This window comes from Mesorhizobium kamtschaticum, assembly GCF_056174585.1.
In genome coordinates this window covers 2,804,550-2,827,837 of the sequence record NZ_CM149691.1, presented here as the reverse complement: position 1 = coordinate 2,827,837, position 23,288 = coordinate 2,804,550, and the positions used below count along the sequence as shown (strand labels likewise).

General features: G+C 63.2%; 28 protein-coding genes and 1 pseudogene. 11 read left to right on the top strand and 18 right to left on the bottom strand.

Annotated features, from left to right (window positions below; genetic code table 11):
* Window positions 1-40: 40 nt before the first annotated feature.
* The 4 genes from AC0V7N_RS13875 to AC0V7N_RS13860 form a co-directional block, all read right to left on the bottom strand.
* On the bottom strand, window positions 41-643 hold the full coding sequence (locus tag AC0V7N_RS13875) for a general stress protein (protein WP_475458339.1): 603 nt from the start codon (window positions 641-643) through the stop codon (window positions 41-43).
* 25 nt (window positions 644-668) lie between these two features.
* Window positions 669-1,418 carry a DUF4142 domain-containing protein gene (locus AC0V7N_RS13870; protein WP_475458337.1) on the bottom strand — a complete coding sequence of 250 codons (750 nt, stop codon included), beginning with the start codon at window positions 1,416-1,418 and terminating at the stop codon, window positions 669-671.
* Window positions 1,419-1,575: 157 nt separating this feature from the next.
* Entirely contained in the window at window positions 1,576-2,157 is a 582-nt protein-coding gene (locus AC0V7N_RS13865) for a TetR/AcrR family transcriptional regulator (RefSeq protein ID WP_475458335.1), read from the bottom strand.
* 191 nt (window positions 2,158-2,348) lie between these two features.
* Window positions 2,349-2,951 (bottom strand): DUF308 domain-containing protein, encoded by a 603-nt coding sequence (locus AC0V7N_RS13860; protein WP_475458333.1) that lies wholly within the window; start codon window positions 2,949-2,951, stop codon window positions 2,349-2,351.
* Window positions 2,952-3,203: 252 nt separating this feature from the next.
* Here AC0V7N_RS13860 and AC0V7N_RS13855 point away from each other — a divergent pair, with 252 nt between their 5' ends.
* Genes AC0V7N_RS13855 through AC0V7N_RS13840 form a run of 4 tightly spaced genes read left to right on the top strand, consistent with a single transcriptional unit; the run spans window position 3,204 to window position 7,312 of the window.
* Window positions 3,204-3,662 carry a (2Fe-2S)-binding protein gene (locus AC0V7N_RS13855; protein WP_475458331.1) on the top strand — a complete coding sequence of 153 codons (459 nt, stop codon included), beginning with the start codon at window positions 3,204-3,206 and terminating at the stop codon, window positions 3,660-3,662.
* 2 nt (window positions 3,663-3,664) lie between these two features.
* A complete protein-coding gene (locus AC0V7N_RS13850) occupies window positions 3,665-5,029 on the top strand; it encodes a c-type cytochrome (protein WP_475458329.1) in 1,365 nt (454 codons plus the stop codon).
* A complete protein-coding gene (locus AC0V7N_RS13845) occupies window positions 5,022-7,091 on the top strand; it encodes a xanthine dehydrogenase family protein molybdopterin-binding subunit (RefSeq protein WP_475458327.1) in 2,070 nt (689 codons plus the stop codon). The genes AC0V7N_RS13850 and AC0V7N_RS13845 overlap by 8 nt, the downstream gene beginning before the upstream one ends.
* Entirely contained in the window at window positions 7,058-7,312 is a 255-nt protein-coding gene (locus AC0V7N_RS13840) for a hypothetical protein (protein WP_475458325.1), read from the top strand. The genes AC0V7N_RS13845 and AC0V7N_RS13840 overlap by 34 nt, the downstream gene beginning before the upstream one ends.
* A gap of 9 nt (window positions 7,313-7,321) precedes the next feature.
* On the opposite strand, the gene AC0V7N_RS13835 is transcribed toward AC0V7N_RS13840, so the two are convergent.
* From AC0V7N_RS13835 to AC0V7N_RS13820, 4 genes are all read right to left on the bottom strand, one after another.
* Window positions 7,322-8,359 carry a threonine aldolase family protein gene (locus AC0V7N_RS13835; protein ID WP_475458323.1) on the bottom strand — a complete coding sequence of 346 codons (1,038 nt, stop codon included), beginning with the start codon at window positions 8,357-8,359 and terminating at the stop codon, window positions 7,322-7,324.
* Between the two features lie 80 nt (window positions 8,360-8,439).
* The gene (locus tag AC0V7N_RS13830) at window positions 8,440-9,309 is read right to left on the bottom strand and encodes an AraC family transcriptional regulator (RefSeq protein WP_475458321.1); all 870 of its coding nucleotides are present in this window, start codon (window positions 9,307-9,309) and stop codon (window positions 8,440-8,442) included.
* A gap of 134 nt (window positions 9,310-9,443) precedes the next feature.
* Complete coding sequence (locus AC0V7N_RS13825) at window positions 9,444-10,595, bottom strand: pyridoxal phosphate-dependent aminotransferase (protein WP_475458319.1); 1,152 nt, start codon at window positions 10,593-10,595, stop codon at window positions 9,444-9,446.
* Window positions 10,592-10,978 (bottom strand): RidA family protein, encoded by a 387-nt coding sequence (locus tag AC0V7N_RS13820; RefSeq protein ID WP_475458316.1) that lies wholly within the window; start codon window positions 10,976-10,978, stop codon window positions 10,592-10,594. The genes AC0V7N_RS13825 and AC0V7N_RS13820 overlap by 4 nt, the downstream gene beginning before the upstream one ends.
* A 124-nt stretch (window positions 10,979-11,102) precedes the next feature.
* Between AC0V7N_RS13820 and AC0V7N_RS13815 the strand changes: the two genes are divergently transcribed.
* Window positions 11,103-11,933 carry an AraC family transcriptional regulator gene (locus AC0V7N_RS13815; RefSeq protein ID WP_475458314.1) on the top strand — a complete coding sequence of 277 codons (831 nt, stop codon included), beginning with the start codon at window positions 11,103-11,105 and terminating at the stop codon, window positions 11,931-11,933.
* Window positions 11,934-11,963: 30 nt separating this feature from the next.
* On the opposite strand, the pseudogene AC0V7N_RS13810 reads toward AC0V7N_RS13815, so the two are convergent.
* Window positions 11,964-14,401, bottom strand: a pseudogene (locus AC0V7N_RS13810) (GcvT family protein).
* A 219-nt stretch (window positions 14,402-14,620) separates the two neighbouring features.
* Complete coding sequence (locus tag AC0V7N_RS13805) at window positions 14,621-15,583, bottom strand: LysR family transcriptional regulator (protein WP_475458312.1); 963 nt, start codon at window positions 15,581-15,583, stop codon at window positions 14,621-14,623.
* Window positions 15,584-15,599: 16 nt separating this feature from the next.
* Between AC0V7N_RS13805 and AC0V7N_RS13800 the strand changes: the two genes are divergently transcribed.
* Both AC0V7N_RS13800 and AC0V7N_RS13795 read left to right on the top strand, forming a co-directional pair.
* The gene (locus AC0V7N_RS13800) at window positions 15,600-15,794 is read left to right on the top strand and encodes a hypothetical protein (RefSeq protein ID WP_475458309.1); all 195 of its coding nucleotides are present in this window, start codon (window positions 15,600-15,602) and stop codon (window positions 15,792-15,794) included.
* A gap of 78 nt (window positions 15,795-15,872) precedes the next feature.
* Window positions 15,873-16,664 carry an SDR family NAD(P)-dependent oxidoreductase gene (locus AC0V7N_RS13795; protein WP_475458306.1) on the top strand — a complete coding sequence of 264 codons (792 nt, stop codon included), beginning with the start codon at window positions 15,873-15,875 and terminating at the stop codon, window positions 16,662-16,664.
* Window positions 16,665-16,709: 45 nt separating this feature from the next.
* Here AC0V7N_RS13795 and AC0V7N_RS13790 read toward each other — a convergent pair whose 3' ends face one another.
* Window positions 16,710-17,006, bottom strand: coding sequence for an HlyU family transcriptional regulator (locus AC0V7N_RS13790; RefSeq protein WP_475458304.1), 297 nt, complete (start codon window positions 17,004-17,006; stop codon window positions 16,710-16,712).
* Between the two features lie 47 nt (window positions 17,007-17,053).
* Window positions 17,054-17,695, bottom strand: coding sequence for a TetR/AcrR family transcriptional regulator (locus AC0V7N_RS13785; RefSeq protein ID WP_475458301.1), 642 nt, complete (start codon window positions 17,693-17,695; stop codon window positions 17,054-17,056).
* 185 nt (window positions 17,696-17,880) lie between these two features.
* On the opposite strand from AC0V7N_RS13785, the gene AC0V7N_RS13780 reads away from it, so the two are divergent.
* Window positions 17,881-18,558 (top strand): PspA/IM30 family protein, encoded by a 678-nt coding sequence (locus AC0V7N_RS13780; protein ID WP_475458298.1) that lies wholly within the window; start codon window positions 17,881-17,883, stop codon window positions 18,556-18,558.
* Window positions 18,559-18,619: 61 nt separating this feature from the next.
* Window positions 18,620-18,880, top strand: a complete 261-nt coding sequence (locus tag AC0V7N_RS13775) for a YiaA/YiaB family inner membrane protein (RefSeq protein ID WP_027030482.1) — start codon at window positions 18,620-18,622, stop codon at window positions 18,878-18,880.
* A gap of 77 nt (window positions 18,881-18,957) precedes the next feature.
* Here AC0V7N_RS13775 and AC0V7N_RS13770 read toward each other — a convergent pair whose 3' ends face one another.
* The 5 genes from AC0V7N_RS13770 to AC0V7N_RS13750 form a co-directional block, all read right to left on the bottom strand.
* A complete protein-coding gene (locus tag AC0V7N_RS13770; protein ID WP_475458295.1) occupies window positions 18,958-19,644 on the bottom strand; it encodes a PadR family transcriptional regulator in 687 nt (228 codons plus the stop codon).
* A 148-nt stretch (window positions 19,645-19,792) separates the two neighbouring features.
* Window positions 19,793-20,212 carry a thiol-disulfide oxidoreductase DCC family protein gene (locus AC0V7N_RS13765; protein ID WP_475458292.1) on the bottom strand — a complete coding sequence of 140 codons (420 nt, stop codon included), beginning with the start codon at window positions 20,210-20,212 and terminating at the stop codon, window positions 19,793-19,795.
* Entirely contained in the window at window positions 20,199-21,257 is a 1,059-nt protein-coding gene (locus AC0V7N_RS13760; RefSeq protein WP_475458290.1) for a DMT family transporter, read from the bottom strand. The genes AC0V7N_RS13765 and AC0V7N_RS13760 overlap by 14 nt, the downstream gene beginning before the upstream one ends.
* 26 nt (window positions 21,258-21,283) lie before the next feature.
* Window positions 21,284-21,550 (bottom strand): putative hemolysin, encoded by a 267-nt coding sequence (locus tag AC0V7N_RS13755; RefSeq protein ID WP_475458287.1) that lies wholly within the window; start codon window positions 21,548-21,550, stop codon window positions 21,284-21,286.
* 108 nt (window positions 21,551-21,658) lie between these two features.
* Window positions 21,659-21,952 (bottom strand): GYD domain-containing protein, encoded by a 294-nt coding sequence (locus tag AC0V7N_RS13750; protein WP_475458285.1) that lies wholly within the window; start codon window positions 21,950-21,952, stop codon window positions 21,659-21,661.
* Window positions 21,953-22,222: 270 nt separating this feature from the next.
* Here AC0V7N_RS13750 and AC0V7N_RS13745 point away from each other — a divergent pair, with 270 nt between their 5' ends.
* Window positions 22,223-22,717, top strand: a complete 495-nt coding sequence (locus AC0V7N_RS13745) for a hypothetical protein (RefSeq protein ID WP_496628056.1) — start codon at window positions 22,223-22,225, stop codon at window positions 22,715-22,717.
* On the top strand, window positions 22,615-22,941 hold the full coding sequence (locus AC0V7N_RS13740) for a TauD/TfdA family dioxygenase (RefSeq protein WP_496628011.1): 327 nt from the start codon (window positions 22,615-22,617) through the stop codon (window positions 22,939-22,941). The genes AC0V7N_RS13745 and AC0V7N_RS13740 overlap by 103 nt, the downstream gene beginning before the upstream one ends.
* Here the strand turns inward: AC0V7N_RS13740 and AC0V7N_RS13735 are convergent.
* A complete protein-coding gene (locus AC0V7N_RS13735; protein ID WP_496627890.1) occupies window positions 22,920-23,078 on the bottom strand; it encodes a hypothetical protein in 159 nt (52 codons plus the stop codon). The two genes, AC0V7N_RS13740 and AC0V7N_RS13735, sit on opposite strands and share 22 nt — an antisense overlap.
* Between the last annotated feature and the right edge of the window lie 210 nt (window positions 23,079-23,288).

Below are 23,288 nucleotides of genomic sequence, written 5' to 3'. Positions count from 1 at the left end.
AGATTGGCCCCGCCGCCTTTCGGCGGCGAGGCCTTGTCGATCAAACTCGGTTCACGTCGCGAGCGCCGTCGCGGCCGATTTCGTTCGAGCGGTAGTTCTCCGCGTCAGGGTCGAAGCCGGTCCAACCATCGGCCCGGTATTCGCCGCGCCGTTCCTGCAGGTCGACGGACCTAGCCTGTCCCAGGATCCTTTCGGCCCCCGGCACCAGCTGGTCTTCGACCTTGGCTGTGACCAGCGTGCCGCCACGACGCACGCCCTCGGCGTAGACATGGGCATCATTCTCAGGGACACCGGAATCGGTAAGCGCCCCGACGATGCCCCCAGCGGCACCGCCAACCACGGCGCCGCCAACGGCACCGACGGCAGTGGCAGCCAGCCACCCGGCGGCGACCACCGGACCAACACCCGGAATGGCCATCAAGCCAAGCCCAGCGAGCAGTCCACCAGCGCCGCCGATCGCGGCTCCCAGTCCAGCCCCACCGGCAGCGTCGTCGGCGGCCTTGGACCCGTTGTCGTCGTGCTGGTTGTTCGAATTGCTGGAAACGATGCTGATGTCGTCACGCGCGATACCGCTGGCTTCCAGTTCGCCGACAGCGTCGGAAGCATCATCGTAATTGTCGAAAAGTCCGGTTACGGTTTTCATGGTTTTGATCTCCTGGATTTCAGTTTCAGTTGGTGCCGGCAACGACGTTGCCCTTGTAGTCCAGCGCCACGGTGGTGTTCTTGCCGTCCTTGTTGGCCTGGCCACGCCAGATGCCCTGGTAGTCCTTGGTCAGCTTCGACACATCGGCGAAGCCGGCATCCTGGATGCGGCCCTTGGCCTGGTCCTCGGTGAAGCTGTTGGCACCGGGAAGCGGAGGCATGGGGTCGGGTGCGCCGCCGACCGTGTTCTTGGGCGTCTGCGAATCCGAGGACTGGGTGCCCATTGTCGCCGCGATCTTCTCGATCATCTCCTGGTGCATCTTGAGCGTCGGCGCCGTCTGCTGGGCGAACGTCTTCAGCTCGGCGTTGTCGCCATCCTTCGCGTAGCTCTCGAACAGCGTCACGGCATCGGTGTGCGCGTCGCGCTGCATCTGGACATAGGGCGCGTCGATCGGATCCTTGCCGTTCTGCAAAGTGTCGACATCACCCTTATGCTTGGCGTCCAATTCCTTGGGAACCGTGAGCTTCTGTTCGCCGGCGATCGTCTCCAGCTTGGCGTTGGCCGCACCGTGATCGTCGATCATCTTTTGAGCGAAATCCTTGACGCTCTGGTTCTGCACCTTGGCTTCGGCAACCTTGCTGGAATCGACCTCGAACATGCCGCCGGCAGCGGCCTTGTTGACGAAGTCCTGCGCGCTGTCGGCGGCAAGTGCAGGCAGGGCGAAAGCCATGGCTGTGGCTGTGACCAGTGAGGCCAGCAATAGGCGGGTTTTCATGGGGAAGGTCCTTTTTATGCACACATGTGCTGTGGACCTAATCTGCGCTCGAAGTCTTTGTTCCGAAGGATCAGAGATAATCTGCCGGTGGCTGCGGCTTTGGTTTATCTAACGAGCGCGTGGGCGCGCTGAAAATTGCCGTACGCGGCCATCGGCGTCAGCGGCGAATACGACGAAAAAGAGTTTCTACAATCACGTTGAACCGCTCCGGGTCGTCAAACGCCCGGGCTGCGAGCATGGCTCCGTATACGGTCGCCATGAACGCTTGGGCCTCGATCTCGGGCGATGCCTCAAGATGCAGGGCGCCCTGCTCTACACCAAGTTCGAACAGCCGTTCCAGCCATTTGCCGAGATCGGTGAAATGGCCACGAACGGAAAGCGCCACCTCTTCAGGTAGACCGGGCAATTCAGCCGCCAGGACAGCGGCCAGGCAGAAGGGAGCGGACTGATCCTTGATACAGCGTTCCCAATACCCTGTGTAAAACCGCAGCTGATCTGTTGCGACCGGCGAGCCTTCCTCCAACGCTGCAATCTGAGCTCGGATACCGGCACGCGCTTGTTCGACAACGGCGACCACCAGATCGACTTTCGAGGGAAAGTGGTGGTGAATGCTGGCCTTGCGAATGCCAAAGCGCTCCGACAGATCGGCATAGCTGAAGCCGTTATAGCCAACACGCATGATGAGCTGGGCAGCTCCGCCAACCAATTTGCCCGCAGTGTCACTGAGCGCGATGTTCATCGTCTACCTTCCAATAGGTCGAGGTAGGAAATTTTGCCGATCCTTGCAAGATTTGTCCAAGGCATCGGCCAAGGGTGCAGCATGGCCGCCAATCCTTTCGACAGGAAATGCGCCGTCCCTCCTAGGGACAGCGCACCACTCGTCAGTGGAAAGGATGTCAGCATCTCCAACAGCCCTTTCAAAGGGCGCACCTAGCCGGCGGTTCGCGGTGACTTGCGAAGGATGTCGCTGACCGTCAGCCACACCGCCGACACCAGGAAGTAGAACGCGCCAAACGCGGCATAGGGTGCGACATTCGTGATGCCGATATCGTCAACGCCGCCAGCCATCTTGACAAAAAAGATGCCGGCCAGCGCCGATTGGGCGCCGCTCAAGATCATCGCCCACTGCGCGCCACTGGTCTTCCAGCGCCGCACTGCGGTCATCAGCTGAAACAAGCCGGACAGTGCAGCCCAGACGCCATAGATGGCGAGCACTGCGTTCATGCTGCTGGTCAGCGCGATAGCGACCGCCAGAGTGGCAAGCGCGCTGATGACAAAGTTCAGCAACTGAGACTTGTTGCGGCTTATCCCACCTGTGCGCTGGGCATCGACGAAGTTCGCCAAGGCATCCCAGGCGGGATACGCCACCAGCATGATCGCGGCCAGCGGCGGCATGGTCCTGGCGACGGTAAAGGCCAGTGCGACCCACAACGCCGAGACAGCAAACCGCACAAAGTAATAGCTTTTGAGCCATGCGTTCGAAGCTTGGGCGAGGCTGCCGGTATTTTGAGCAAGGGTGTTTTGAGCAGGCATAGCTGTTTCCAACATTGGTTGATAAGATGCCTACCTACTAGAAGGTAGACAGATTGATGTCAACAGAAACGTCGCCTGAGTGCGGACCAGCTTCGGGCGAAACCGCCGTCTGCTTCTGTTCGGCCACCCGGCAACGGCGATGCCGTAAATGTGTATGAAGCGTTCCCTACTTGCCGATCCTCCCTCCCCTATAATTTTGACGAGCAAATTGGTCGTTGGATCGATTTTACCGTCATGCAGGGATGGAGAGATATGCTCACGCTTACAATCAACGGACAGTCGCGAAACGTCGATGTGCCGGAGGACATGCCGCTTCTGTGGGTGCTGCGCGACCACCTCAATCTGGTCGGCACCAAATATGGCTGCGGCATCGCCCAATGCGGCGTTTGCACGGTGCATGTGGCCGGCAAGCCGGTGCGTTCCTGTCAATTGACCGTCGGCGATGTCGGCACCCGCGCGGTCGTCACCATTGAAGGCATCGGCGGCACGCCCAACGGCGCCAAGGTGCAGCAGGCCTGGATGGAAGCCGCGGTACCGCAATGCGGCTATTGCCAGGCCGGCCAGATCATGTCGGCCACAGCGCTGCTGGACGGTAATCCGCAGCCCGACGATGCCGACATCGACGCGGCGATGGCCGGCAATCTCTGCCGCTGCGGGACCTATATCCGCATCCGCCGGGCGATCAAGAACGCCGCCGCCAAATCGGCCTGACCATGAAGAAAATCATCGGCATCGTCGTTGCGGTCATTGTCGTCGTCGCGCTTGGTTTCGCGGGCTGGCTTTATCTTGGCCGCGATCCGATGTCGTTTGCCGCCGGCTCGACCGTGGCGCTCGCGGATTACCATGGCGGCGATGTCACCGGCGTTCCGGCTGAGCTTGCCAATGCCGCTCTTGTGAAGCGCGGCGAATATCTGATCCATGCCGCGGACTGCCAGGCCTGCCACACCGCTCCGGGCGGCGCGCCTTTCGCCGGCGGCTTCGCCTTCAACATGCCATTCGGTACGATCTATTCCACCAACATCACGCCGGACAGAGAGACCGGCATCGGCAATTACAGCGACGCCCAGTTCCTGGCCGCCGTGCACAAGGGTATTCGCGCCGACGGCGCAAAACTCTATCCCGCCATGCCCTACAGCTCCTACACCTACATGACCGATGCCGACGCGCTGGCCATCAAGGCCTATCTCTTCACGCTGGCGCCGGTAAAGGCCCCGGCCAGGCAAAACCAGCTTTCCTGGCCCTTCAGCCAGCGCAGCCTGGTGGCGGTGTGGAACGTGATGTTCAATCCCGACGAACGCTTCCATCCCAACACCAGCCAGAGCCCGCAATGGAACCGGGGCGCCTATCTCGCCGAGGCGATCGGCCATTGCGGCGAGTGCCACACACCGCGCAACCTGGCTTTTGCGCTGGACAACCACACCAAATTCGCCGGCGCCCTCACCGCCGGCTGGCGCGCCTACAACATCACCGGCGACAATGTTTCGGGCATCGGCGACTGGAGCGACGAGGACTTCACGTCCTATCTGTCCACCGGTCATGCCAACGGCCATGGGGGCGCCGCCGGCCCGATGGGTGAAGCCGCCGACGACAGTCTGAGCTATCTCGTGCCGGACGACACCCGTGCCCTGGTGACCTATCTGCGCAGCATACCCGCCCATGCCAGCGACCTGCCGCGCACCGTCACGACCGCTGCGCCAGCCTCTTACAAGGAAGGGGTGACGGCCGATGCCAATATACGTGGCGAAAAGATCTTCGCCGGCGCCTGCGCCTCTTGCCACGACTGGACCGGTGTTAGCCCGGTCACCGGCTTTGCCACGCTGACCGGCGTGCGCGCGGTGAACGATCCCAGCGCCACCAATGTCGCGCAGACGGTCATCAACGGCGTCAACCGCAAGACCGCCGACGGCACGATCTTCATGCCGGCCTTCGGCGCTGGCTATTCGGACGACGACATCGCGGCCGTGGCCAATTACGTCACCGCCCGGTTTGGCGCCAAAGGCGCTGACTTGACAGGCAAGGATGTGAGCGCCCTGCGACAGCAGGCAGCCCAACAATCCAAGGAGACCCCCAATGGCTGACACGCAGTTTGCCCAGTCCGATGCTTACTTATCGGCGCTGATCCGCGAGGTCCGTTCGGTGCCGCCTAGCGCGCCGACGACCATGGGGCGACGCACCTTCTTCAAGCTGGCCGGCGCGGGCGCGGCGGGGTTGGTGCTGGGCTTCCACCTTGGCGGCGTGGCATTCGCGGCGGATGTCGCGAATGTCGACACGCCTGATGTCAAGAACCCGGCGATGAACGCCTTCATCCGCATCGCTCCCGACAACACGATCACCATCTATTCCAAATGCCCGGAGATCGGCCAGGGCATCAAGACCTCGTTCGGGGTGATCATCGCCGACGAACTCGATGCCGACTGGAACCATGTCGTCATGGAGCAGGCCGACATCAATCCCAAGGTCTATGGCAGCCAGGGCGCCGGCGGCTCGACCTCCATCCCGCACGCCTGGGACCAGCTGCGCCAGGCCGGCGCCGGCGCAAAGGCAATGCTGATCGCCGCCGCCGCCGGGCAGTGGCTGGTGAACCCCTCAGAGATCACCGCCAGGGATTCCGTCCTCACCCATGCCGCCAGCGGCCGGTCCGCAACCTATGGCTCGCTTGCCGCCGCGGCGGCGAAAATGCCGGTGCCCGACCCCAAGAGCCTGAAGCTGAAAAGCCGTGCGGACTACCGCCTGATCGGCAAGCGCTATCGCGGCGTCGACGATCCCAAGGTGGTCACCGGCAAGCCGCTGTTCGGCATCGATGTCCAGCTGCCCGGCATGGTCTATGCCACCTACACCGAATGCCCGGCGGCAGGCGGCAAGGTCAGGTCCTTCAACGTCGACGAGATCAAGGCTGAGCGTGGCGTGCTCGACGCCTTCGCCGTCGACGGCACCGGCATGATGGTCGAAGTGATGCCGGGCGTGGCGATCATCGCCAGGGATACCTGGAGCGCCTTCCAGGCCAAGGACAAGCTGCAAGTGGATTGGGACCTGAGCGAAGCATCGAAGGACTCCACGTCGCGATTTTCGGCTGAGGCCCGCAAGCTGGCGGCCAGTTTCCCGGAAAAACCCGACGACAATGTCGGTGACATCGACAAATCCTTCGCCAATGCCGCCAAGACGGTGGAGGCCTATTACGAATATCCCTTCGCCGCGCATGTGCCGTTGGAGCCGATGAACACCACGGCGCACTGGCATGACGGCGTGATGGAAATGTGGGTGCCCACCCAGCAGCCCGATCGCGGCCTGCCACTGATCGCGAAGGCGGCGGGCATACCGCCGGAAAAAGTGGTGATGCATCAGACCCGCGTCGGCGGCGGTTTCGGGCGGCGGCTGGTCAATGACTATGCCTGCGAGGCGGCGGCCATCGCCAAAAGGGTCAACGCCCCGGTCAAGTTGCAATGGACACGGGAAGACGATTTCGCCCATGATTTCTACCGGCCCGCCGGCTACCATCAGTTCAAGGGCGCGATCGATAAAGCTGGCAGGCTCGATGCCTGGCAGGAGCATTTCATCACCTTCACCGCCGACGGCAAGAAGGAAGCCTCGGGCGCCAATCTCACCGACAATCTGCGATATTCGATCAAGGCGCCCAATCTGCGCCGCGCCAAGACCATGTTGCCGCTGAAAATCCCGACCGGCGCCTGGCGCGCGCCGGGCGACAATGCCCAGGTCTTTGCCGCGCAGAGCTTCATGCACGAATTGTCGCTGGCTTCTGGCCGCGACCATGTCGAATTCCTCATCGATGCGGTGAACCGCGACGTGCCCGAACTGGTGCCTAAGGACAAGAGCATCAACTTCAGCCCAAGCGGGCCACCGACGTCATCAAGATGTGCGCCGACAAGGCGGGCTGGGGCAAGACGCTGCCGAAGGGCAGTGGGCTCGGCCTGGCCTGGTGCTACTCGCATGCCGGCCATGTCGCGCAGGCGGTCGAGCTCAGTGTCGATGCCAACAAGCGGATCAAGATCGCGCGCATCCTGGTGGTGCTCGATGTCGGCCCCATCATCGACATGGCCGGCTCCGAAGCCCAGGCGCAGGGCGCGTCGACCGACGCGCTCTCGACCGCCATGGGGCTCAAGATCAACATCGAAAATGGACTGATACAGGAGCAGAACTACAACGCCTATCCGATCCTGCGCATGCCTTTCGCGCCGATGACGATCGATCCCTACTTCATCCAGTCGGACAACCCGCCGACCGGCATGGGCGAACCCGCCTTCCCGGCGCTGGCGCCAGCCCTCGGCAACGCCATTTTCGCCGCCACAGGAGAGCGCGTGCGCCTGCTGCCGCTGCGCGATCTGGGTTATTCGCTGGCGGTCTGACGGATCACGTCAGGCGGCAAATGTCTCTACCTTGGCCGCGAACGCATCGACTTGCGTTTCCTGCGTTGCCCATGACGTGACCAGACGAATGACGGATGACGACTCGTCATGGGGTTCCCAGACGTAGAAATCAAAATGATCCTTCAATTCATCGATGAGGACATTGGGCAGGATCGGAAAAAGCTGGTTCGTTTCGGTTTCGGCAGCGAAACGGTAGCCAGCCTCCAGGATTTTCGATGACAGGCGCTGAGCCATGCCGTTGGCGTGCCGGGCAAGGTCGAAGTACAACCCGTCGCGGAACAGCGTCCTGAACTGCAGACCCAGCACACGCCCCTTCGCAAGAAGTGCCCCACGCTGCTTGATGTGGAACCTGAATTCCTCGCGCAGTTCGCGATTGGGAATGACGATTGCCTCGCCCAGAAGAGCGCCGACCTTGGTGCCGCCGATCCAGAAAATGTCCGTGAGTTCCGCGATGTCCTTCAAGGTGACGTCGTTCGTCTTCGCAGCCAGGGCCGCCCCCAGCCGCGCTCCATCCAGCAGAAGGAGAAGGCCGCGCTGCTTGCAGAGATCTGAAATCTCCTTGAGCTCCGCCTTCGTGTAGAGCGTGCCGACCTCGGTTGCATTGGAAAGATAGACCAGTCGGGGCTTGGCCATGTGCGGAAAGTGGGCATTCGCCTTCAGGGCGGCGACAATACTGTCCGGCGTCAGTTTTCCATCGACCGGAGGCACGGTGATGATCTTGTGGCCCGTGGCCTCGATCGCGCCGGTTTCGCGGACGACGATATGGCCGCTTGCAGGCGCGATCACGGCTTCATGGGATCGCAAAACGCTCGACATGATCAGGATGTTTGCAAGCGTACCGGTTGTGACGAACCAGACATCCGGATTGACGTCGCCCATATGCTGGCGGATCAGGCCCCGCGCTTCCGCTGAATAGGCGTCGTCGCCATACGCCGTCTGCTGAGCCATGTTGGTTTCGGACAAGGCTTTGAGAATGTCGGGATGCGCGCCTTCGCTGTAGTCGTCCAGGAAGCTGTGTCGGTTCATCGTGATCTCCATCGGCGCATGGCGTTGCCGGCGCGGCTCGTTCTAAAGCAGCGCATGCGCCCTGTTTTGTAAAAAATTGCTCAGAGTGAGGAGCTGGCTCTCAGCATGCCGGGCGTGTAACCTAGGGACCGGCGGAACACGTGCGTCATATGCGCCTGATCTACGAAGCCGACGGCCGCCGCGGTGTCGGCGAGATCGTTTCCCGCGAGGATCAGGGTCGAGGCCCGGCGCACACGCACCTGCGACAGGTAGGCATGCGGCGGCAGGCCATAGACCGCCTTGAATTGCCGCAACAGGTGAAACTTGCTGATGCCCGCAAGCTCCTTCAGATCGGACAGGCTGATGAGATCGGCGTGGCGATCTTCGAGAAGCTCGCGAACCTGGCGGAGCGCCGTCCAATGCCGCCCTTGCTCCGCCAGAGGACGCCGGCCGGCATGGCGTTCGACCGTCATCCGTACGGTGGCGAGATAGAACGTTTCGAACTCGAGACTTTGCAGATGCGGCGAGGCCGTCATCTGGTGAAGCCGCTGCAGGCAGACATGCAGTTCAGGATCGTCGACGGCGGGGGAGTTGAAGACGACATCGGGCGTGCCGAAAATATCCTCTGCGGCTTGCCCGATCAGGGACGCGGCTGGATAGAACATCCGGTAGGTCCAGCCATTCTCGGCTCCCACCCAACCCTCGTGCACCATGCCGGGAGAAATCAGGCAGACCGTTCCGCGCGGCAGATCGACCCGATGCTTGCTGTCGTATGAAAACGCCTGACAGCCTTCCTCGATAATCCCGATGGCGAACTCTTCATGGAAGTGCGGTTGGAAACGATGGTTGCGATAATTCGCCCACAAGAACAGCGTGTCGGCTAGCGCGCTGGAGCGCCACATCTGAACCGTGTTGACCCCTGGGGGCATGTCGTCCTTCCAAGACTGGCGCGGCGGGCAGGATTGCGGCAAGGACACTGCTTATACCGTAGCGCGATCGACGGTGAAACTTTGCGTCGGCCGCAAAGCGTCAGGGTTGGAGATGGCCTGGTCGCCTTTGTCCCAGATTAAGCCGAGGAAGTCGTTCCCTCAATCGTGGGATGCCCCTAGCTCACGCCCGCCGCCGTCTCTGTCGCCTGCGAAAGCGCATCCAGCGCGGCCGGAAGAACGGTGATCGGCAGATAGCCAAAGCCGAGGCGCAGGATGGCGGAGGACTCGCCAAACCAGGCACCGTCACCGATCTGAAGGTCCGCTTCGGGCAGAGCCGACCAGAAGCGATCGACTGCTGCCGCATCGAATGCGTCCGGATTCAACCGAAGGCAGCACAGTGCCCCGCCATCCGGCCTCACCCAATCGACACGCCCCTTCAGGCCGTCGACCCACGCGGCGACTTTCGACACTCCCCCCGCCAGCAGCCCCCGACGCTCGCTCAGGATCGTCTCGCGGTTTTCGAGGACGACGGCGGCCAGGGTCTCGTCGAGCGGAGAGCCCGAGATCACGATGTTCATCTTGGCGGTCGCCAGCCGGTCGCGAAGCCCGGCGTCCCTCACAGTCAGCCAGCCGACGCGAAGTCCCGGCGCGCCATGCGCCTTCGATACGGACCCGCCGATGATGATGGGCCCCTCCAGTGCGGCCGAGCTCCGTGGCGGCGTCTCATCGCCGTAGGTCGCATCGCGATAGGTCTCGTCGACGAACAGAGTTGCGGCGGGCGCCTTGGCGCGCATCAGCGCCAGGATAGCCTCGATCTCCGCCACGGAAGTTCGAACACCGCTCGGGTTCTGCGGGCTGGCGATGCTGACCAGCCTTGTCCGTTCATTGAGCAGCGGCTCAAGCAGGTCCGCCGTGAGCCGGTAGCCTTGATCGAATGTGAGGCGGCATTCGCGCACAACGACACCCGAGGCGATAAGCGAGGCGCGCGACGGTGGAAAGCATGGCATGGCGATCACCGCCTCGTCGCCCGGACGGCAGAGTTCGAAGGCAAGCAGGAACAGGCCCAGCGCCATGCCTTGCGTGGTAACGACTTGATCGGGCTGAACGCCCGTCAGCGCCGCGATGGCAGAGCGAAGGCGCGGCAGGCCGGCGGAACAGCCATAGCCCATCTTGAGATCCTGCAGCGCGGCAGCGCCGCCAGCCAGGTCGATGAGTTCACCGAAGGTCAGATCCTGCGCCGTGCTCTCGGCGAGGTTGAAGCGCCGGTTGACGTCCAGCAGCGAGATGATGTCGTTTCGCGGGAAGCGTCCCTCCGGCTCGCGTCTCATGCTGGCCTCCGCGCGATGACATCGATTTCGACACGCGCGTTGAGCGCCAGCCTCGCCACCTGCACGGTCGTGCGCGCCGGAAAGGGCGCTGAGAACACCGTCCCGTAGATGGCGTTCATAGCGGCAAAATCGTTCATGTCGGCAAGGAACACATGCGTCTTGATCACATGGTCGAAGCCAAGGCCGGCTGCGGTGAGCACGCGCCTGAGGTTCTCGAAGGCCTGACGCGTTTCTCCCTCGATGCCGCCGGCGACCATCGCGCCTGTCGCCGGATTCTGGCCGACCTGGCCCGACACGTAGAGGAGATCGCCGGCCCAGACGGCTTGAGCAAAAGGCCCGACGGGCGGCGTCAGATCTGGTGCGGTAACAGTCGTCCTGGTCATGTCATGCTCCTCGGTCCGGTTGGCGATGGCGTCCGATCCGGTTTGGGTGTGCCATCGGTTTACGGAAAGCACGATCCGATCTACGCTTCTTGTCCGATCTTGACTTTTTGCCTGATTGGCGACCATGCCGGCCCAGCAATTCGAAAGCCTGCTCGACAAAGCAACATTCCGCAGCTCGCGAATGTTCGGCGGCATCGATCTGATGTCGGCAAGGTTCGTGCGGCACAGCTTCGCGCCACACACGCATGACGAGCTGATGATCGGCATCATCCATGCCGGCGTGAAATCGTTCCGGCGCGGAAGGTCACGGGAATATGCAGCACCGGGCAGCCTGTCGGTCGTCAATGCCGGCGAAATGCATACCGGAGAGCGCGAGCACGGAAGCGAGCTGATCTACGCGGCCCTCTACGTGCCGCAAACCGCCCTTGCCACGATGCTGGCTGATGCTGGAAACGGATATCCCGAAATCAAGCGACCAGTCGTCGACGACCGCGACATCTGGGACTGCCTGGGGGCCGCCCATCGGCTCGCCATGGCCAGCGACGACGCCGCCGCCGAGGAGGCGATGATCTCCGGCATGTCCCTGCTGTTCCAGCGCCATGGGACCGGCCGGGCAGTCCAGTCCGAAGTGGCGGCCTGCTCGAAGGCGGTCAACCGCGCGGTGGAATTCCTGCAAGCACATGCCGGCGACCGCATCAGCCTCGAAGAGGCTTCAACGGCATCCGGCGTCGGACCGTTTCACCTCATCAGGCTTTTCCAGAAACATCTTGGGTTGACCCCATACGCCTATCTCACTCAAATCCGGATCGCACGGTCGCGGCGCCTGTTGAGACTTGGCCAGCGCGTCGCGCAAGTTGCGCTGGATGTGGGTTTCGCCGACCAGGCGCATTTCACCAAACGCTTCAAGCAGCTTACCGGTACGACGCCGGCCTTCTATGCCCGATCGATGCAGTGACTGCCAGTCCGATGTCCCGGTCCAGCGCCCTTACATCCGCGCCCTGGCCGAGCTGGGGTCATAGGGCGAATCCGCGATGACTTCAGCGGTCTTCCATTCCCCCAGAATGGCGACGTCGAGCTTCGTGCCGGGCTTGCCGAGACGCTCGGGCAGCAGCGCCAGCGCCAGATCATGTCCGAGCGTGTAGCCATAGCCGCCCGATGTGATGCGCCCGACCAGCTCGCCGCCGATGTAAGCCCCTCGCTGGCAAGCGTGCTGGCGCCGTCGGTCTCGACCCTGAGCGTCACCGACCGGCGCTGGTCGTTTTTGTCCTTGTATTTCAGCACCGCATCGCGGCCGACGAAATCACCCTTGTCGAAGCGGATGAAGCCCTCGAGCCCGCTCTCCAGCGCGTTGAGCTCCGGGTTCATGTCGCGATACATGGCGCGGTAGGATTTCTCCAGCCGCAGCGATTCCAGCGCGTGCAGCCCGACGAGCCGCATGCCGTGTTTCTCGCCCTCCCTCAGGATCGCGTCGAGCAATTGCCGCTGGTAGGCCATGGGGTGGTAGAGTTCCCAGCCGAGCTCGCCTTCATAGTTGACGCGCAGCAGTCGCACATCGCTGGCAAGCGCCAGGTTGCCTGACTTCACGCCGAACCAGGGAAAGCTCGCATTCGACAGATCGATCTCGGTCAGCGGCTGTAGAACCTCGCGTGCCTTGGGGCCAACGACCGTAAAGCAGCCGCGCTCGTTGGTGACATTCTCTAGGCTGACGCTGCCGTCGGCGGGAAGCAGTTTTGAGAGATCGTCGAAATTCCAGCGCTCGGCGCGCGGCGTCGATATGAGGTAGAAGCTGTCTTCGCCAAGGCGCGCCACCATGTATTCCGCCTGCACGCCGCCGGCAGGTGTAAGGTGATGCGCCAGCACCGCCCGGCCTGTCGCCGGCAGGCGGTTGGCGAGGATCTTGTCGAGCCAGGCGGCCGCGTTCGGCCCCGACACCTCGAACTTGGTCATCGGCGTCATCTCGACCAGGCCGACGGCGTTACGCACGGCCTGCACCTCCTCGCCGACGAACACGCCCTTGGCGGTCCAGCGCCAGCTATACTGGTCCTTGGCCTCGACGCCCTTGGGCGCGAACCAGTTCGGCATTTCCCAGCCGTTGAGCACGCCCCAGACCGCGCCCAGCTCGGTCAACCGTGCGTAGGACGGCGCGGTCTTCTGTGGGCGGGCGGCGGGCATGTCCTGTCCCGGATATTTCTGTTCCGCATGCGTGCCCCAGGCCTCGCGGACTTTCTCGCGTGTCCAGGCCTTGTTGGCATGGTCGCCGAAGCGGCGCGGATCGAGATCGGAGGTGTCGAGACTGTTGCCGCCTTCGACGATCCGTTCCGACAGATAATAGCCGATCGTACCGCCCCACAGGATGCCGCCGGGCACGCCCTCGGCCAGCCACACATTGGGCAGGCCCCGGGCCGGTCCCATCAAGGGAAGCTCGTCCGCCGTCATCTGGAAGGGACCGCGGACATTGGCCTTGATCCCGGCGCGTCCCAGCGCCGGCACAAGCTGCGTCGCCTGCTCCCAGTTCCATGACACCGCATCGAAATCCTCCTCGACGAGATCGGCGCCGAACCAGGCGGGAACGCCATCCTCGGCGAACAGTTTCAAGTGTTCGGTCCGCTCGTAGGGTCCGAACATGAAGCCGTCGCCTTCCTCGCGCAGATAGCCTTCAAAACCCTCGTCGCGCAGGATCGGCATTTCGGCACGCCCCTGCTTTTTGCGCTCGACGATCTCCGACACCGGCTCGGTGATCCAGTACTGGTGCAGGATCGGGATGGCGGGGATGTCGAGGCCGAGCAGCGCGCCGGTCTGGCGCGCGTAGTTGCCGGTCGCGCAGACCACATGCTCGCAAATGATGTCGCCCTTGTTGGTCGCGACCCGCCATTCGCCGCCGGCAGTCCGCTGAAAGCCGGTGACCTCCGTGTTGAGATGGATCTTGGCGCCCAGATCCCGTGCGCCCTTGGCCATGGCGTGGGTCACGTCGGCCGGCGCGATATGGCCGTCATCGGGATGATACAGCGCGCCCAGCATATGCTTGTTGTCGAGAAGCGGGCACAGCGCCCTCGCCTCGCCCGGCGACAGCAAATGCGCCCGCATGCCCTGGACATCGGCGACGCTCATATAGCTCTTGTATTCGTCGAGCCGGTCCCTGGAGTTGGCGATGCGCAACTGGCCGCATTTGTGCCATCCGACCGGCTGCCCGGTCTCGGCCTCGAGCCCTTCATAGATCTCGATGGTCTTGTTGATCATCCGGCCGATATTGATGTTGCGGGCATAGGACGGGACGAGGCCCGCCGCATGCCAGGTCGAGCCGGCCGTCAGCTGCGTGCGTTCGAGCAGTGCGACATCGGTCCAGCCGCGCTTTGCCAAGCCGTACAGGATACCCGCGCCGACGCACCCGCCACCAACAACCACCACCCGCGCATGTGTCTGCATCGACCCACCAAATCCCAGTCATTTCCAACGTGCAGCGTCGAAGCTACAGGCGGGGAAAGGCCGTGTAACGTCTTCAAAAACTAGGGGTGATGATAAGCTGGATTTATGCAGGCAGTACCGGGTCGCACGTTCCGACCGCGCCATCAGGCGCCGCGCCGGAGTTGCAGGCAGCATAGGGGCAATTGAAACGGCGGGCTTGGGCAGAAAGCCGATATCGCTTCAAGTCCCCTTTTTGCCCTCAGGCTTCCGATGCCGGGGAGCATCTTGCTCAACGGGGGTGTCGGTCCCGGCACCACCCGTCTTGAACCAATCGACGAATGCCCGCAGTTTCGCCGGCTGGAGGTCACGCGACGGGAAATAGATGTGAAGCTGTTGCGGCTCCGGCTCGTAGGCGTCCAGCACGCTGACCAATTCGCCGGATTCTATGGCCGCCTCCTCGGTAACTCGGAACCGCTGGGCCAATCCCAGTCCGGCCCGCGAAGCCAGTGCGAAATGTCCGTTGTCGTCCAGGATGAGGACTGCCGGCGGATCCAGCTGGATGGTTTCTTCGCCACGCCGCAGTGTGAGCGGCTCCAGCCGGCCGCTCCCGGGAAAGCGATAGCGTATGACCGCATGCCGCGACAGGTCTTCGGGCGTTTGCGGCTCGCCGGCCCGCGCCAGATAGTCCCGGCTGGCGAGCATGGACCGACGCAGCGGCGGCCCCAGCGGGACGGAGATCATATCCAGCTCCAGCGTGCCTCTGAAACGTATGCCCGCATCGAAGCCGCCGCTGACGATGTCGGTCAGGCGGTCGTCCGTCGACAACTCCAGCCGGATTGCCGGGTAGCGCCTGACGAAACCGACCAGCGTGGGCAGGATGCAGATCTCGGCTGCAAGCCTCGACAACGTAATCCTCAGATGTCCGGACGGCTCGCCGTCCACCTCCCTGGCGGTTTCGATGGCTCCAGCAAGGAGACCAATCGGTCCTTCGATGGTTTCCAGCAACTGGCGCCCGCGCTCGGTAAGCCTGACGTTACGGCTTGTCCGATCGAACAGACGTATTCCCAGGCGAAGTTCAAGCTGTCGGATCGACTGGGAGACCGCCGAAACCGAGATACCGAGCCGGCCGGAAGCCGCGGTGAACCCACCAACCCGTGCCACCATGCGGAAGACAGGCAGCCCGGCCAGGATACTACTTTCCATCGTTAAGTCTGTCTTCATGATGCTTGCAGAAATGTGCCCGTTTTTATTGAGGGTTGTCGAGCCTATTTCTCTGTTCAGGGCCGAAACGGAGATTGAACAATGTCGCGAGAAACAACCTTTCCGACGCGTCGTCCTGCTGCTCATCAACACCGCCTACGAAGGAATGCTCGGGCTCTTGCCCCAGGCGATCGCCAAGGCACTCGGCAGCTGATGCAGCTCGCCCCTTCGAGCCGGGAGGGTTCCGCCCGGCGCCTACACTTGCCCATACGTGCAAATTCAGGAGTGAGACATGACGGCAACGTTTGATTTTTCCGGCAGGGTTGCGCTCGTCGTCGGCGCCAGCAAAGGAATTGGCGCCGAGACGGCCAAGGCGTTCGGCCGAGCCGGAGCCGCGGTCGTGGTCGCGGCGCGAAACCAATCGGCAATCGACGAGGTCGCGCGGCAAATCCAGGAGGCAGGAGGCCGGGCGCTTGCCATCCAGGCCGACGTCACCGATCCCGGCAGCATGGAAACCCTCGTCTCAAGAACGATTGCCGCGTTCGGCCGTCTGGATGCAGCGTTCAACAACGCGACCGATGGGCCGAGGCCCGCGCCGCTCGCGGAGATCGATCCGGAAGCGTTCGACAGAGGCATCCGCACCAACATTCACGGCACGTTTCATGGCATGAAGTTCCAGATCGCGGCCATGCTGGAGAACGGCGGCGGCACCATCGTCAACATGGCTTCGACGGCCGGGGTCGAGGGCGTCTCGGGGCTTTCCGCCTATGTGGCGGGCAAGGCCGGCATCATTGGATTGAGCCGCGTTGCAGCCCTCGATTATGCCGACAGGAACATCCGCGTGAATGTCATCGCGCCAGGCCCCATCCTGACCCACCATTTGGAGGCTGCCGGACAGGAAGCGCAGCGCATGGCCGCAATGGCCGTTCCGATGGGTCGGCTGGGAACGGTCACGGATGTCGCCGACGCCGTATTGTGGCTTTCATCGCCATCGTCCGGGTTCATGACCGGAGCGGTCCTCCCTTTGGACGGAGGACAGCTTTCTGGTCGTGTCATCAAATCGAACTTCAGGCGCGACGCCTGACGCCGCGGCCATCGACCTTACGGTCCTGGATGGCGGGCTGCCGACCTACCCGAAAATCCGCTCGCCCTGCTCATCCACCAGCTGCATCCCCTTCTTGATCGAGATGTCGACGGCGTCGTCGAGCCCGGCAAAGCGGTCGGCGCGGATGAATTTGTGCTCCTTCACCACGCCGTCGATCTCCTTGGAGACGATGCCGCAGGTCTGGTACTGGCCGTCGGCCTTATAGGGGGTGGCGCTGATCAGGAAACCCTTGTGCTCGACCTGCTTGGCCGGTGCCGCACTTTTGGGCTCGGCCGCTTCCCCGCCGCCGCCACCGCCGAAAAGACGTTTCAGAAAAGACATCGCTCAAATCTCCTTGTTCGCCCTGCAAACCGCGGTCCATTCGCGATTCACGACGTTTTCGCCCCAGCATGCGCGAATGTGCCGCCGCGTTCCAGCCCCCTGATGAAGACGGCGACCAGCAGCTCGATCTGCTGGTCGATCTCGTCGGCCTGCCGGCGCACGGATCTGGCCGCATAACCGCCGGTGACGATGCCATGCACGCTTGACCACAGCGTGCGCGCGGCGATGCGGCGCGTATCGTCGTCGAGGTCGAAGTCGCCGCCGGCAAGCACCTGGGCGATGATCTCGAACAGCTGGTCGAGCCGCGATTCATAGGCATCCGGCTCGGCCAGCGTCGGGCGCCGCCTGTTGAAGGCGAGCAGCGCCGGCCAGCTGCCCGGATGCGCTTCGACAAAGCGCACATAGGCGCCCGCCAGCGCCAGCAGGCGCTGGCGCACATCGGTGATGCCGCGTTTGCCGAGATCGGCCATCGCTGCCGCCCCTGCCGCACCCAGCCGGTCGAGCAGCCGCATGTTGACGGCACGGTGCACCCCGTCGAGATCGGAAAACAGATTGTAGACCGAGCCGACCGAGATGCCCGCCTGCTCGGCGATGGTCCTGGCCTTCAGATTGTCCATGCCGCCCTCGTTGAGCAGCACCTCGGCAATCGCCAGCACCCGCTCGCTTATTTCTTCCCTGTCCAGTGCCATGCTTGTCCTTGTAGATGCCCGTGCCCTCAGCCCAGGCTGCAAGTGTTTCGAACCACGATCGTCCTTTCGTTTACCATATAAGGGATTTCGTGAACAGCGTTCAAAAACAGCTTGAACAATGTTCATTTCCTGTTATGTTGGCTTCGTGAACATTGTTCACGCAACAATTCGAAGGGAGAAGAACCATGCTTAGCCTGATCAGAACATTGCTCGACGGCGCCAGCGCACGGGCCGAGGACGGCCTCAAGGATCGCTTCGCCATCGACCTTCTGGCGCAGCGCATCCGCGACGCCGAGGCGGGTCTTGCCGCCGCCAAGCAGACGCTTGCTTCGCTGATCGTCCGTCAGCGTGCCGAGCAGGCCGGTCTCGACCAGCTCGAGCGCCGCCACGCCGATCTCGAAAGCCGCACCATCAGCGCGCTGGCCGCCGGCAACAACGGGCTTGCCGAAAGCGGTGCGGCTGCCGTCGCCGAACTGGAGAATGAACGCGAAGTCCGCCGCGCCACCGTGCAGAGCCTCGGCGAAAAGACGTTGCGGATGCGCGTTTCGGTGGAGCGGGCGCATCGCCGCATCATCGACCTCAACCAGGGCATGATCTCGGCGCGGGCCATCGATGCCGAGCGCAAGGCGCAGTCACGCCTCGTCAGGTCGATCGGCAATTCGGGAAGTCTCAACGACGCCGAAGAGCTCTTGGCCCGCATCAAGGGAGCCAGCGACCCGTTCGAGGAGGCCGGCATTCTCGACGAGATCGACGGCGAGCTGCGTCACGAAGCGATCCGCGATCGCCTTGCCGACGCCGGTCACGGCCCGGCGGTGAAGGTGCGCGCCAAGGACGTGCTCGAGCGCCTGAAGACCCTCAACTGAAAACCAGCCTTCGCAGACCTGATCTCATCAAACCCAAACATCAAATCAACGGAGAACTCCAATGAACGCCAATCAGACCTACATCATGTTCAACACCGCCTCGGTCGGTGCCGCCTATTTCATGCTCGGCCTGTCGCTATGGCTGGCACCGGTCGACCTGGCGACCAAGGGCTACTGGGCCATGGGCATCCTGCTGCTCACCGGCAGCCTGGTGAACCTGGTCAAGTACCGCACCGATGAGCGCCTGTCGTCCGAGATGACCGCCAAGATCGAGAAGGCGCGTAACGAAAAGCTGATCAGCGAATATGTCGGCAAGGAATGATGCCATCCGCATCACCGCCAACAAAAAAAGCCCGGGTCTCCCCGGGCTCTTTTGCGTACCGAGAAGTGCCGCCCGCCTCAGCGAGGCGAAAGCGCCTCCAGTGCTTCGGCGGCGGCTTCGAGAATGGCGATAGCCTCGGCCTGCTTTTCAGCCGGGGCATCGACGATCTCGCCCAGCGCCGCGCGCAGCCGGTGGCGGATGGCGCGGAATTCGTCGCGCGTTTCAGAGCGCTCGCCACGGCCACCACGGCCACCGCGTCGTTCGTCGCTATCGTCGTTCCAGCCGAACCAGTCGCGCGCCTTGGCCATCTTGCGGCCGAAACGCTCGAGGTGTTCGAGCACGCCGTCGATCATCTCGCGATTGTCGGCAAGATGCGCCTGCCCGGCCTCGGTGATGGAAAACACCTTCTTGTTGCCTTCGCTCGACGAGACGGCATAGCCGGCCTCTTCCAGGAAGGTCAGCGTCGGGTAGACCACGCCCGGGCTCGGGCTGTAGATGCCGCTGGTGCGCTCTTCCAGCGCCTTGATGATGTCGTAGCCGTGGCGCGGCGCCTCGGCCAGCAGCGACAGCGTGATCAGCTTGAGGTCGCCGTCGGCCAGCATGCGGCCGGCCCGGAACATGTCGCCCGGGCCACCGCGTCCGCCACCGCGACCGCCATGGCCGAACGGGCCGAAGCCGCCACCACGCCCACCGAATTTGCCGGCCATGTGCATGAACATGCGCTCACCGAAATGACCGCGCCCGAAATGATTGTCTTTGTGCATTGATTGCTCCTTGAGTTCTATCTTACGATATATCTTAAGTAGGCGCGTGCTTCCATGGAGTCAAGATATATCTTACGATGTATCTGAATGCCGCGCCAGCCGGGTCGATCTCCCGGTCCGGGGCGTTCCATTCAACGGGATGAATTCGCTACCAGCGGCCCTTGCGCCGGTTCCAGGCGTAGAGCAGGTCGGCGAAGCGATCATAGGCAAAACGCGTCAGCGGCAAGGCAACCGGATTGCCGAAAAGCGTGGCCAGCCAACCCTCGCCGGGTGTCGCCTGCCATATGGCAATGGCGACGTCGGCGCCGACCAGCAAGCGGCCATTCGCATCGGTGGCGTGCAGCCGACGGCGTATATCTTCCAGCGAGGCGCCATGCCCGGCAAGCGCCGCCGGCTCCAGATTGATGTCGCGAAACGCAATCCGCCCGGCCTTGACCGCTTCGATCAGCCGCCGCTTCTGCCAGCTGATGCCCGCATCGCAGACAGGGCAGCGCGTGTTGTACCAAACGGTCAGTTCAGGCCTGGGTGTTTGCTTGAGCATGATCTTGGCATGCTCAGCCGTGGCCATGCCGGTGATGCAGGTCGGGATAGTGCGGATGCCGGTGGCGCATCGGCGCATGCCGGTGCCAGTGCGAATGCGGCTCGCTCACCGGCCCGTCATGATGGTGCTGGTGGTGTTCGTCATGCACGTGGCTGTGCTCGTGTTCCAGTTCCTCATGGTCGTGCTCATGTTCATGGCGCTCCGACAGGTGCAGCCACAGCCCGACGCCCATCAGCAGCCCGGCGATCGCCAGCTTGAGCGTGACGGCATCGCCCAGCATGACGATGGCCAGCAGCGCACCGATGAACGGGGCGAGCGAATAATAGGCGCCGGTCCGCGCGGTGCCGAGATAGCGTAACGCCAGGATGAACATCACCAGGCTGACGCCGATGCCGGAGAAGCCGACGGCGGCCGTTGCCACCACGATTGACGCTGGAGGAAACGAAGCCCCGGCGGCAAGCGCCAGCCCGACATTGACGACACCCGCCACCAACCCCTTGAGCATGGCAATCACCACCGGATCGGTGGCCGAGATCTTGCGGGTGAAATTGTTGTTCACCCCCCACGCCAGGCATGCGCCGGCGACCAGCATGGCACCAAGGTTGAAGGCGACGCCGTCGCCTTGCCACGACAGCAGAACGGCGCCGGCAAGGATGGCGAAGGCGCCCAGAAGCAGACGCCGGTCGACATTCTCGCGGTAGACGAGCCAGGCGATCGCCATGGTCGCCAACCCCTCGAGATTGAGCAGCAGCGCCGAACTGGACGCGGTGTTCAACGTCAGGCCGAACATCAACAGCACCGGCGCGACGATGCCACCCATGCCGATTGCCAGCGCCAGCCACGGGATATCCCTGGCAGCCAGCTGCGCCTCGCCGGCGGCGGCCTGTTTGCCGCGAAGCAGGCGATAGAGCGCGAGGCCGACACCGGCGCCGAGATAGAGCAAGCCGGCCAGCATGAAGGGGTTCACGGCATCGAGCAGCAGCTTGGACAGTGGCGGCGTCGCGCCGAACAGGACAGCCGAGCCAAGGGCGAGCGGCACGCCGGGCCAAAGATGCGAATGCGTTTCGGACATGATCTCACCCTCTGTCGCGTTGCGCGTCACTTGCCGCGCATGGCCGCCTTCGGCCCGATGCATTTGTTGTCGCGAAACAGCGCCCACTCTTCGCACAGGCGCCCTTTGGGCAGCCGGCAAAACCCGTATTCGTTGCCGGCCTTGTCCTTCCTGATCACCAGGCGCCCGCCGATCTCGCCACAATGGACGGATGCCGGATTGGCCATGCCGACCGGCTTTTGCGCAGCAGCGGCGGTGAACGGCATCGACGATATCAAGGCAAGGCCGATAGCCAATATCGAGACGTTCTTCATCGCGATCTCCCCTCGCCACATTCTATCACGGCCACGCGTCCCGTCCTGCGGCAAAGCGCCGTCAGGCCGGTACGCGACCATCGACTCCCAAAAAACCAGCCGAGTGCTTCATCCAAGCGAGGAGATGATCTCGCGGTAGGCGAATTCCGGGAAAGCCTTCAGCGTCCGTGACTTGAGGTTTCCGTTCGCGGCCAGCATCAGCGCGAAACGCGCCAGCACCGCATCGTCGGGCGCCTCGACCACCGCCACCATGTCGAACTCACCCATGGTCAGGTAGAACGCCTTGAACGACCCGCCCATGTCTCCCAGCTGCTTCCTGGCGGCGTCGAGGCGCTTGGGCGAATCGCGCACGTTCTTCGCGCCCTGCTCGGTCCAGTTCATCAGCATGATGTAGGTCGTCATGGTACGCCTCCTTCCGGAGCCACGGAGCACGGCGGCTTCGCCGGGGCGGGCATCCGGGTTGTCGCCCAGAAAATGCATCCGAGGCGAAATTATCCTCCCGCGGCGAACGTCCGGCAAGGACGCATCCACGCCATCATTTGCAGGCTCGAGGTGACACGCGGCGGCGGCCAGGGAAAGCCGGTTTGAAAAACCGCCTGATTGCGGCAATCTCCATCGGTTTGGAAATCTTCGGCCAATATCCAAGACCCGATGCGGCCGCAGGAGAGCTTCATGCGCGAGACAACAGACCTGCCGCCTGAACGGATCGACATTCCTGCCGCATGGACCGGCGAGGACATGGCGAAGCATCCCGGGAATTGGCTGGTCGAATTGGATCCCCGGGACGTCGCCGAGCTGGAAGCGGCGGCAACCGGCTTTCTCGCCGGTTCGCAGGATATCGGCGGCCTGACCAAGGCCGACTTCCCCTTGCCCCGGCTCGCCGGTCATCTTGCCGCGCTTCGCCAAAAACTGATCGCAGGCATCGGCTTCGAGGTGCTGCGCGGGCTCCCGGTCGAGAGATATTCGGCGCAGATGGCGGCAACGATCTTCTGCGGATTGGCGCGCATCTGGGAAGCGCACGGTCGCAGAATGCCCAGGGCCATATACTCGGCCATGTCCGCGATATCGGCGCCGACGCGAAGGTCGCCACGACGCGCATCTACCAGACGGCGGAACGCCAGACGTTTCATACAGACTCCGCCGATGTCGTCGGCCTGCTCTGCCTGAGGGATGCCATGCAAGGCGGCGAGTCGCTGCTGGTCAGCACGGTGACGATCTACAACGAGATGCGCAAAAGCCGGCCCGATCTGGTCCGCCTGCTGTTCGATCCGATCGCCACCGACCGGCGCGGCGAGATACCGGAAGGCGAAAAACCCTATTTCGAGATTCCGGTCCTGAACTGGCATGCCGGATTGCTGACCGGCATCTATCAGCGCCAGTACACGGCGTGATGGCCGATGGCAGGGCCTATCGCCGTGAAGGCGAAGCCTGGCGGCAGGCTCGACAGCAGCTCATTCACCGCATGATTGATCGCGGCATGGCCCGTTGCCGAGGCATCCGGCTCGTAGAGCACGGCCTTCCGGATCACGAATGCCGGAGGAGGCGGATCGCTCAAAAACGCTCGATCCGATGTCTCTCGCCTGTCCGGTCGAGAAACTATCGTTCACGGCCGCGCGCAATGCAACGCCCGGCTGAACTGCGACAGGCCCGCCAGCGCTGCCGGGCGCGCGAGCTCGGCGCACTCGTCTGAAGCCGAAAGAAGCACCCGCCCCAATGGCGGGTGCTTCTTTATGCCTGA

Coding starts and splice junctions, on each gene's coding strand:
- AC0V7N_RS13750 (WP_475458285.1), bottom strand. CDS start 21,952: ATGACGACCTACATCATGCTGATGAACTGGACCGAGCAGGGCGCGAAG.
- AC0V7N_RS13775 (WP_027030482.1), top strand. CDS start 18,620: ATGAACGCCAATCAGACCTACATCATGTTCAACACCGCCTCGGTCGGT.
- AC0V7N_RS13870 (WP_475458337.1), bottom strand. CDS start 1,418: ATGAAAACCCGCCTATTGCTGGCCTCACTGGTCACAGCCACAGCCATG.
- AC0V7N_RS13785 (WP_475458301.1), bottom strand. CDS start 17,695: ATGGCACTGGACAGGGAAGAAATAAGCGAGCGGGTGCTGGCGATTGCC.
- AC0V7N_RS13865 (WP_475458335.1), bottom strand. CDS start 2,157: ATGAACATCGCGCTCAGTGACACTGCGGGCAAATTGGTTGGCGGAGCT.
- AC0V7N_RS13805 (WP_475458312.1), bottom strand. CDS start 15,583: ATGGAAAGTAGTATCCTGGCCGGGCTGCCTGTCTTCCGCATGGTGGCA.
- AC0V7N_RS13855 (WP_475458331.1), top strand. CDS start 3,204: ATGCTCACGCTTACAATCAACGGACAGTCGCGAAACGTCGATGTGCCG.
- AC0V7N_RS13820 (WP_475458316.1), bottom strand. CDS start 10,978: ATGACCAGGACGACTGTTACCGCACCAGATCTGACGCCGCCCGTCGGG.
- AC0V7N_RS13845 (WP_475458327.1), top strand. CDS start 5,022: ATGGCTGACACGCAGTTTGCCCAGTCCGATGCTTACTTATCGGCGCTG.
- AC0V7N_RS13825 (WP_475458319.1), bottom strand. CDS start 10,595: ATGAGACGCGAGCCGGAGGGACGCTTCCCGCGAAACGACATCATCTCG.
- AC0V7N_RS13770 (WP_475458295.1), bottom strand. CDS start 19,644: ATGCACAAAGACAATCATTTCGGGCGCGGTCATTTCGGTGAGCGCATG.
- AC0V7N_RS13745 (WP_496628056.1), top strand. CDS start 22,223: ATGCGCGAGACAACAGACCTGCCGCCTGAACGGATCGACATTCCTGCC.
- AC0V7N_RS13780 (WP_475458298.1), top strand. CDS start 17,881: ATGCTTAGCCTGATCAGAACATTGCTCGACGGCGCCAGCGCACGGGCC.
- AC0V7N_RS13760 (WP_475458290.1), bottom strand. CDS start 21,257: ATGTCCGAAACGCATTCGCATCTTTGGCCCGGCGTGCCGCTCGCCCTT.
- AC0V7N_RS13875 (WP_475458339.1), bottom strand. CDS start 643: ATGAAAACCGTAACCGGACTTTTCGACAATTACGATGATGCTTCCGAC.
- AC0V7N_RS13815 (WP_475458314.1), top strand. CDS start 11,103: ATGCCGGCCCAGCAATTCGAAAGCCTGCTCGACAAAGCAACATTCCGC.
- AC0V7N_RS13860 (WP_475458333.1), bottom strand. CDS start 2,951: ATGCCTGCTCAAAACACCCTTGCTCAAAATACCGGCAGCCTCGCCCAA.
- AC0V7N_RS13800 (WP_475458309.1), top strand. CDS start 15,600: ATGATGCTTGCAGAAATGTGCCCGTTTTTATTGAGGGTTGTCGAGCCT.
- AC0V7N_RS13835 (WP_475458323.1), bottom strand. CDS start 8,359: ATGAACCGACACAGCTTCCTGGACGACTACAGCGAAGGCGCGCATCCC.
- AC0V7N_RS13850 (WP_475458329.1), top strand. CDS start 3,665: ATGAAGAAAATCATCGGCATCGTCGTTGCGGTCATTGTCGTCGTCGCG.
- AC0V7N_RS13765 (WP_475458292.1), bottom strand. CDS start 20,212: ATGGCCACGGCTGAGCATGCCAAGATCATGCTCAAGCAAACACCCAGG.
- AC0V7N_RS13840 (WP_475458325.1), top strand. CDS start 7,058: ATGGGGCTCAAGATCAACATCGAAAATGGACTGATACAGGAGCAGAAC.
- AC0V7N_RS13755 (WP_475458287.1), bottom strand. CDS start 21,550: ATGAAGAACGTCTCGATATTGGCTATCGGCCTTGCCTTGATATCGTCG.
- AC0V7N_RS13795 (WP_475458306.1), top strand. CDS start 15,873: ATGACGGCAACGTTTGATTTTTCCGGCAGGGTTGCGCTCGTCGTCGGC.
- AC0V7N_RS13790 (WP_475458304.1), bottom strand. CDS start 17,006: ATGTCTTTTCTGAAACGTCTTTTCGGCGGTGGCGGCGGCGGGGAAGCG.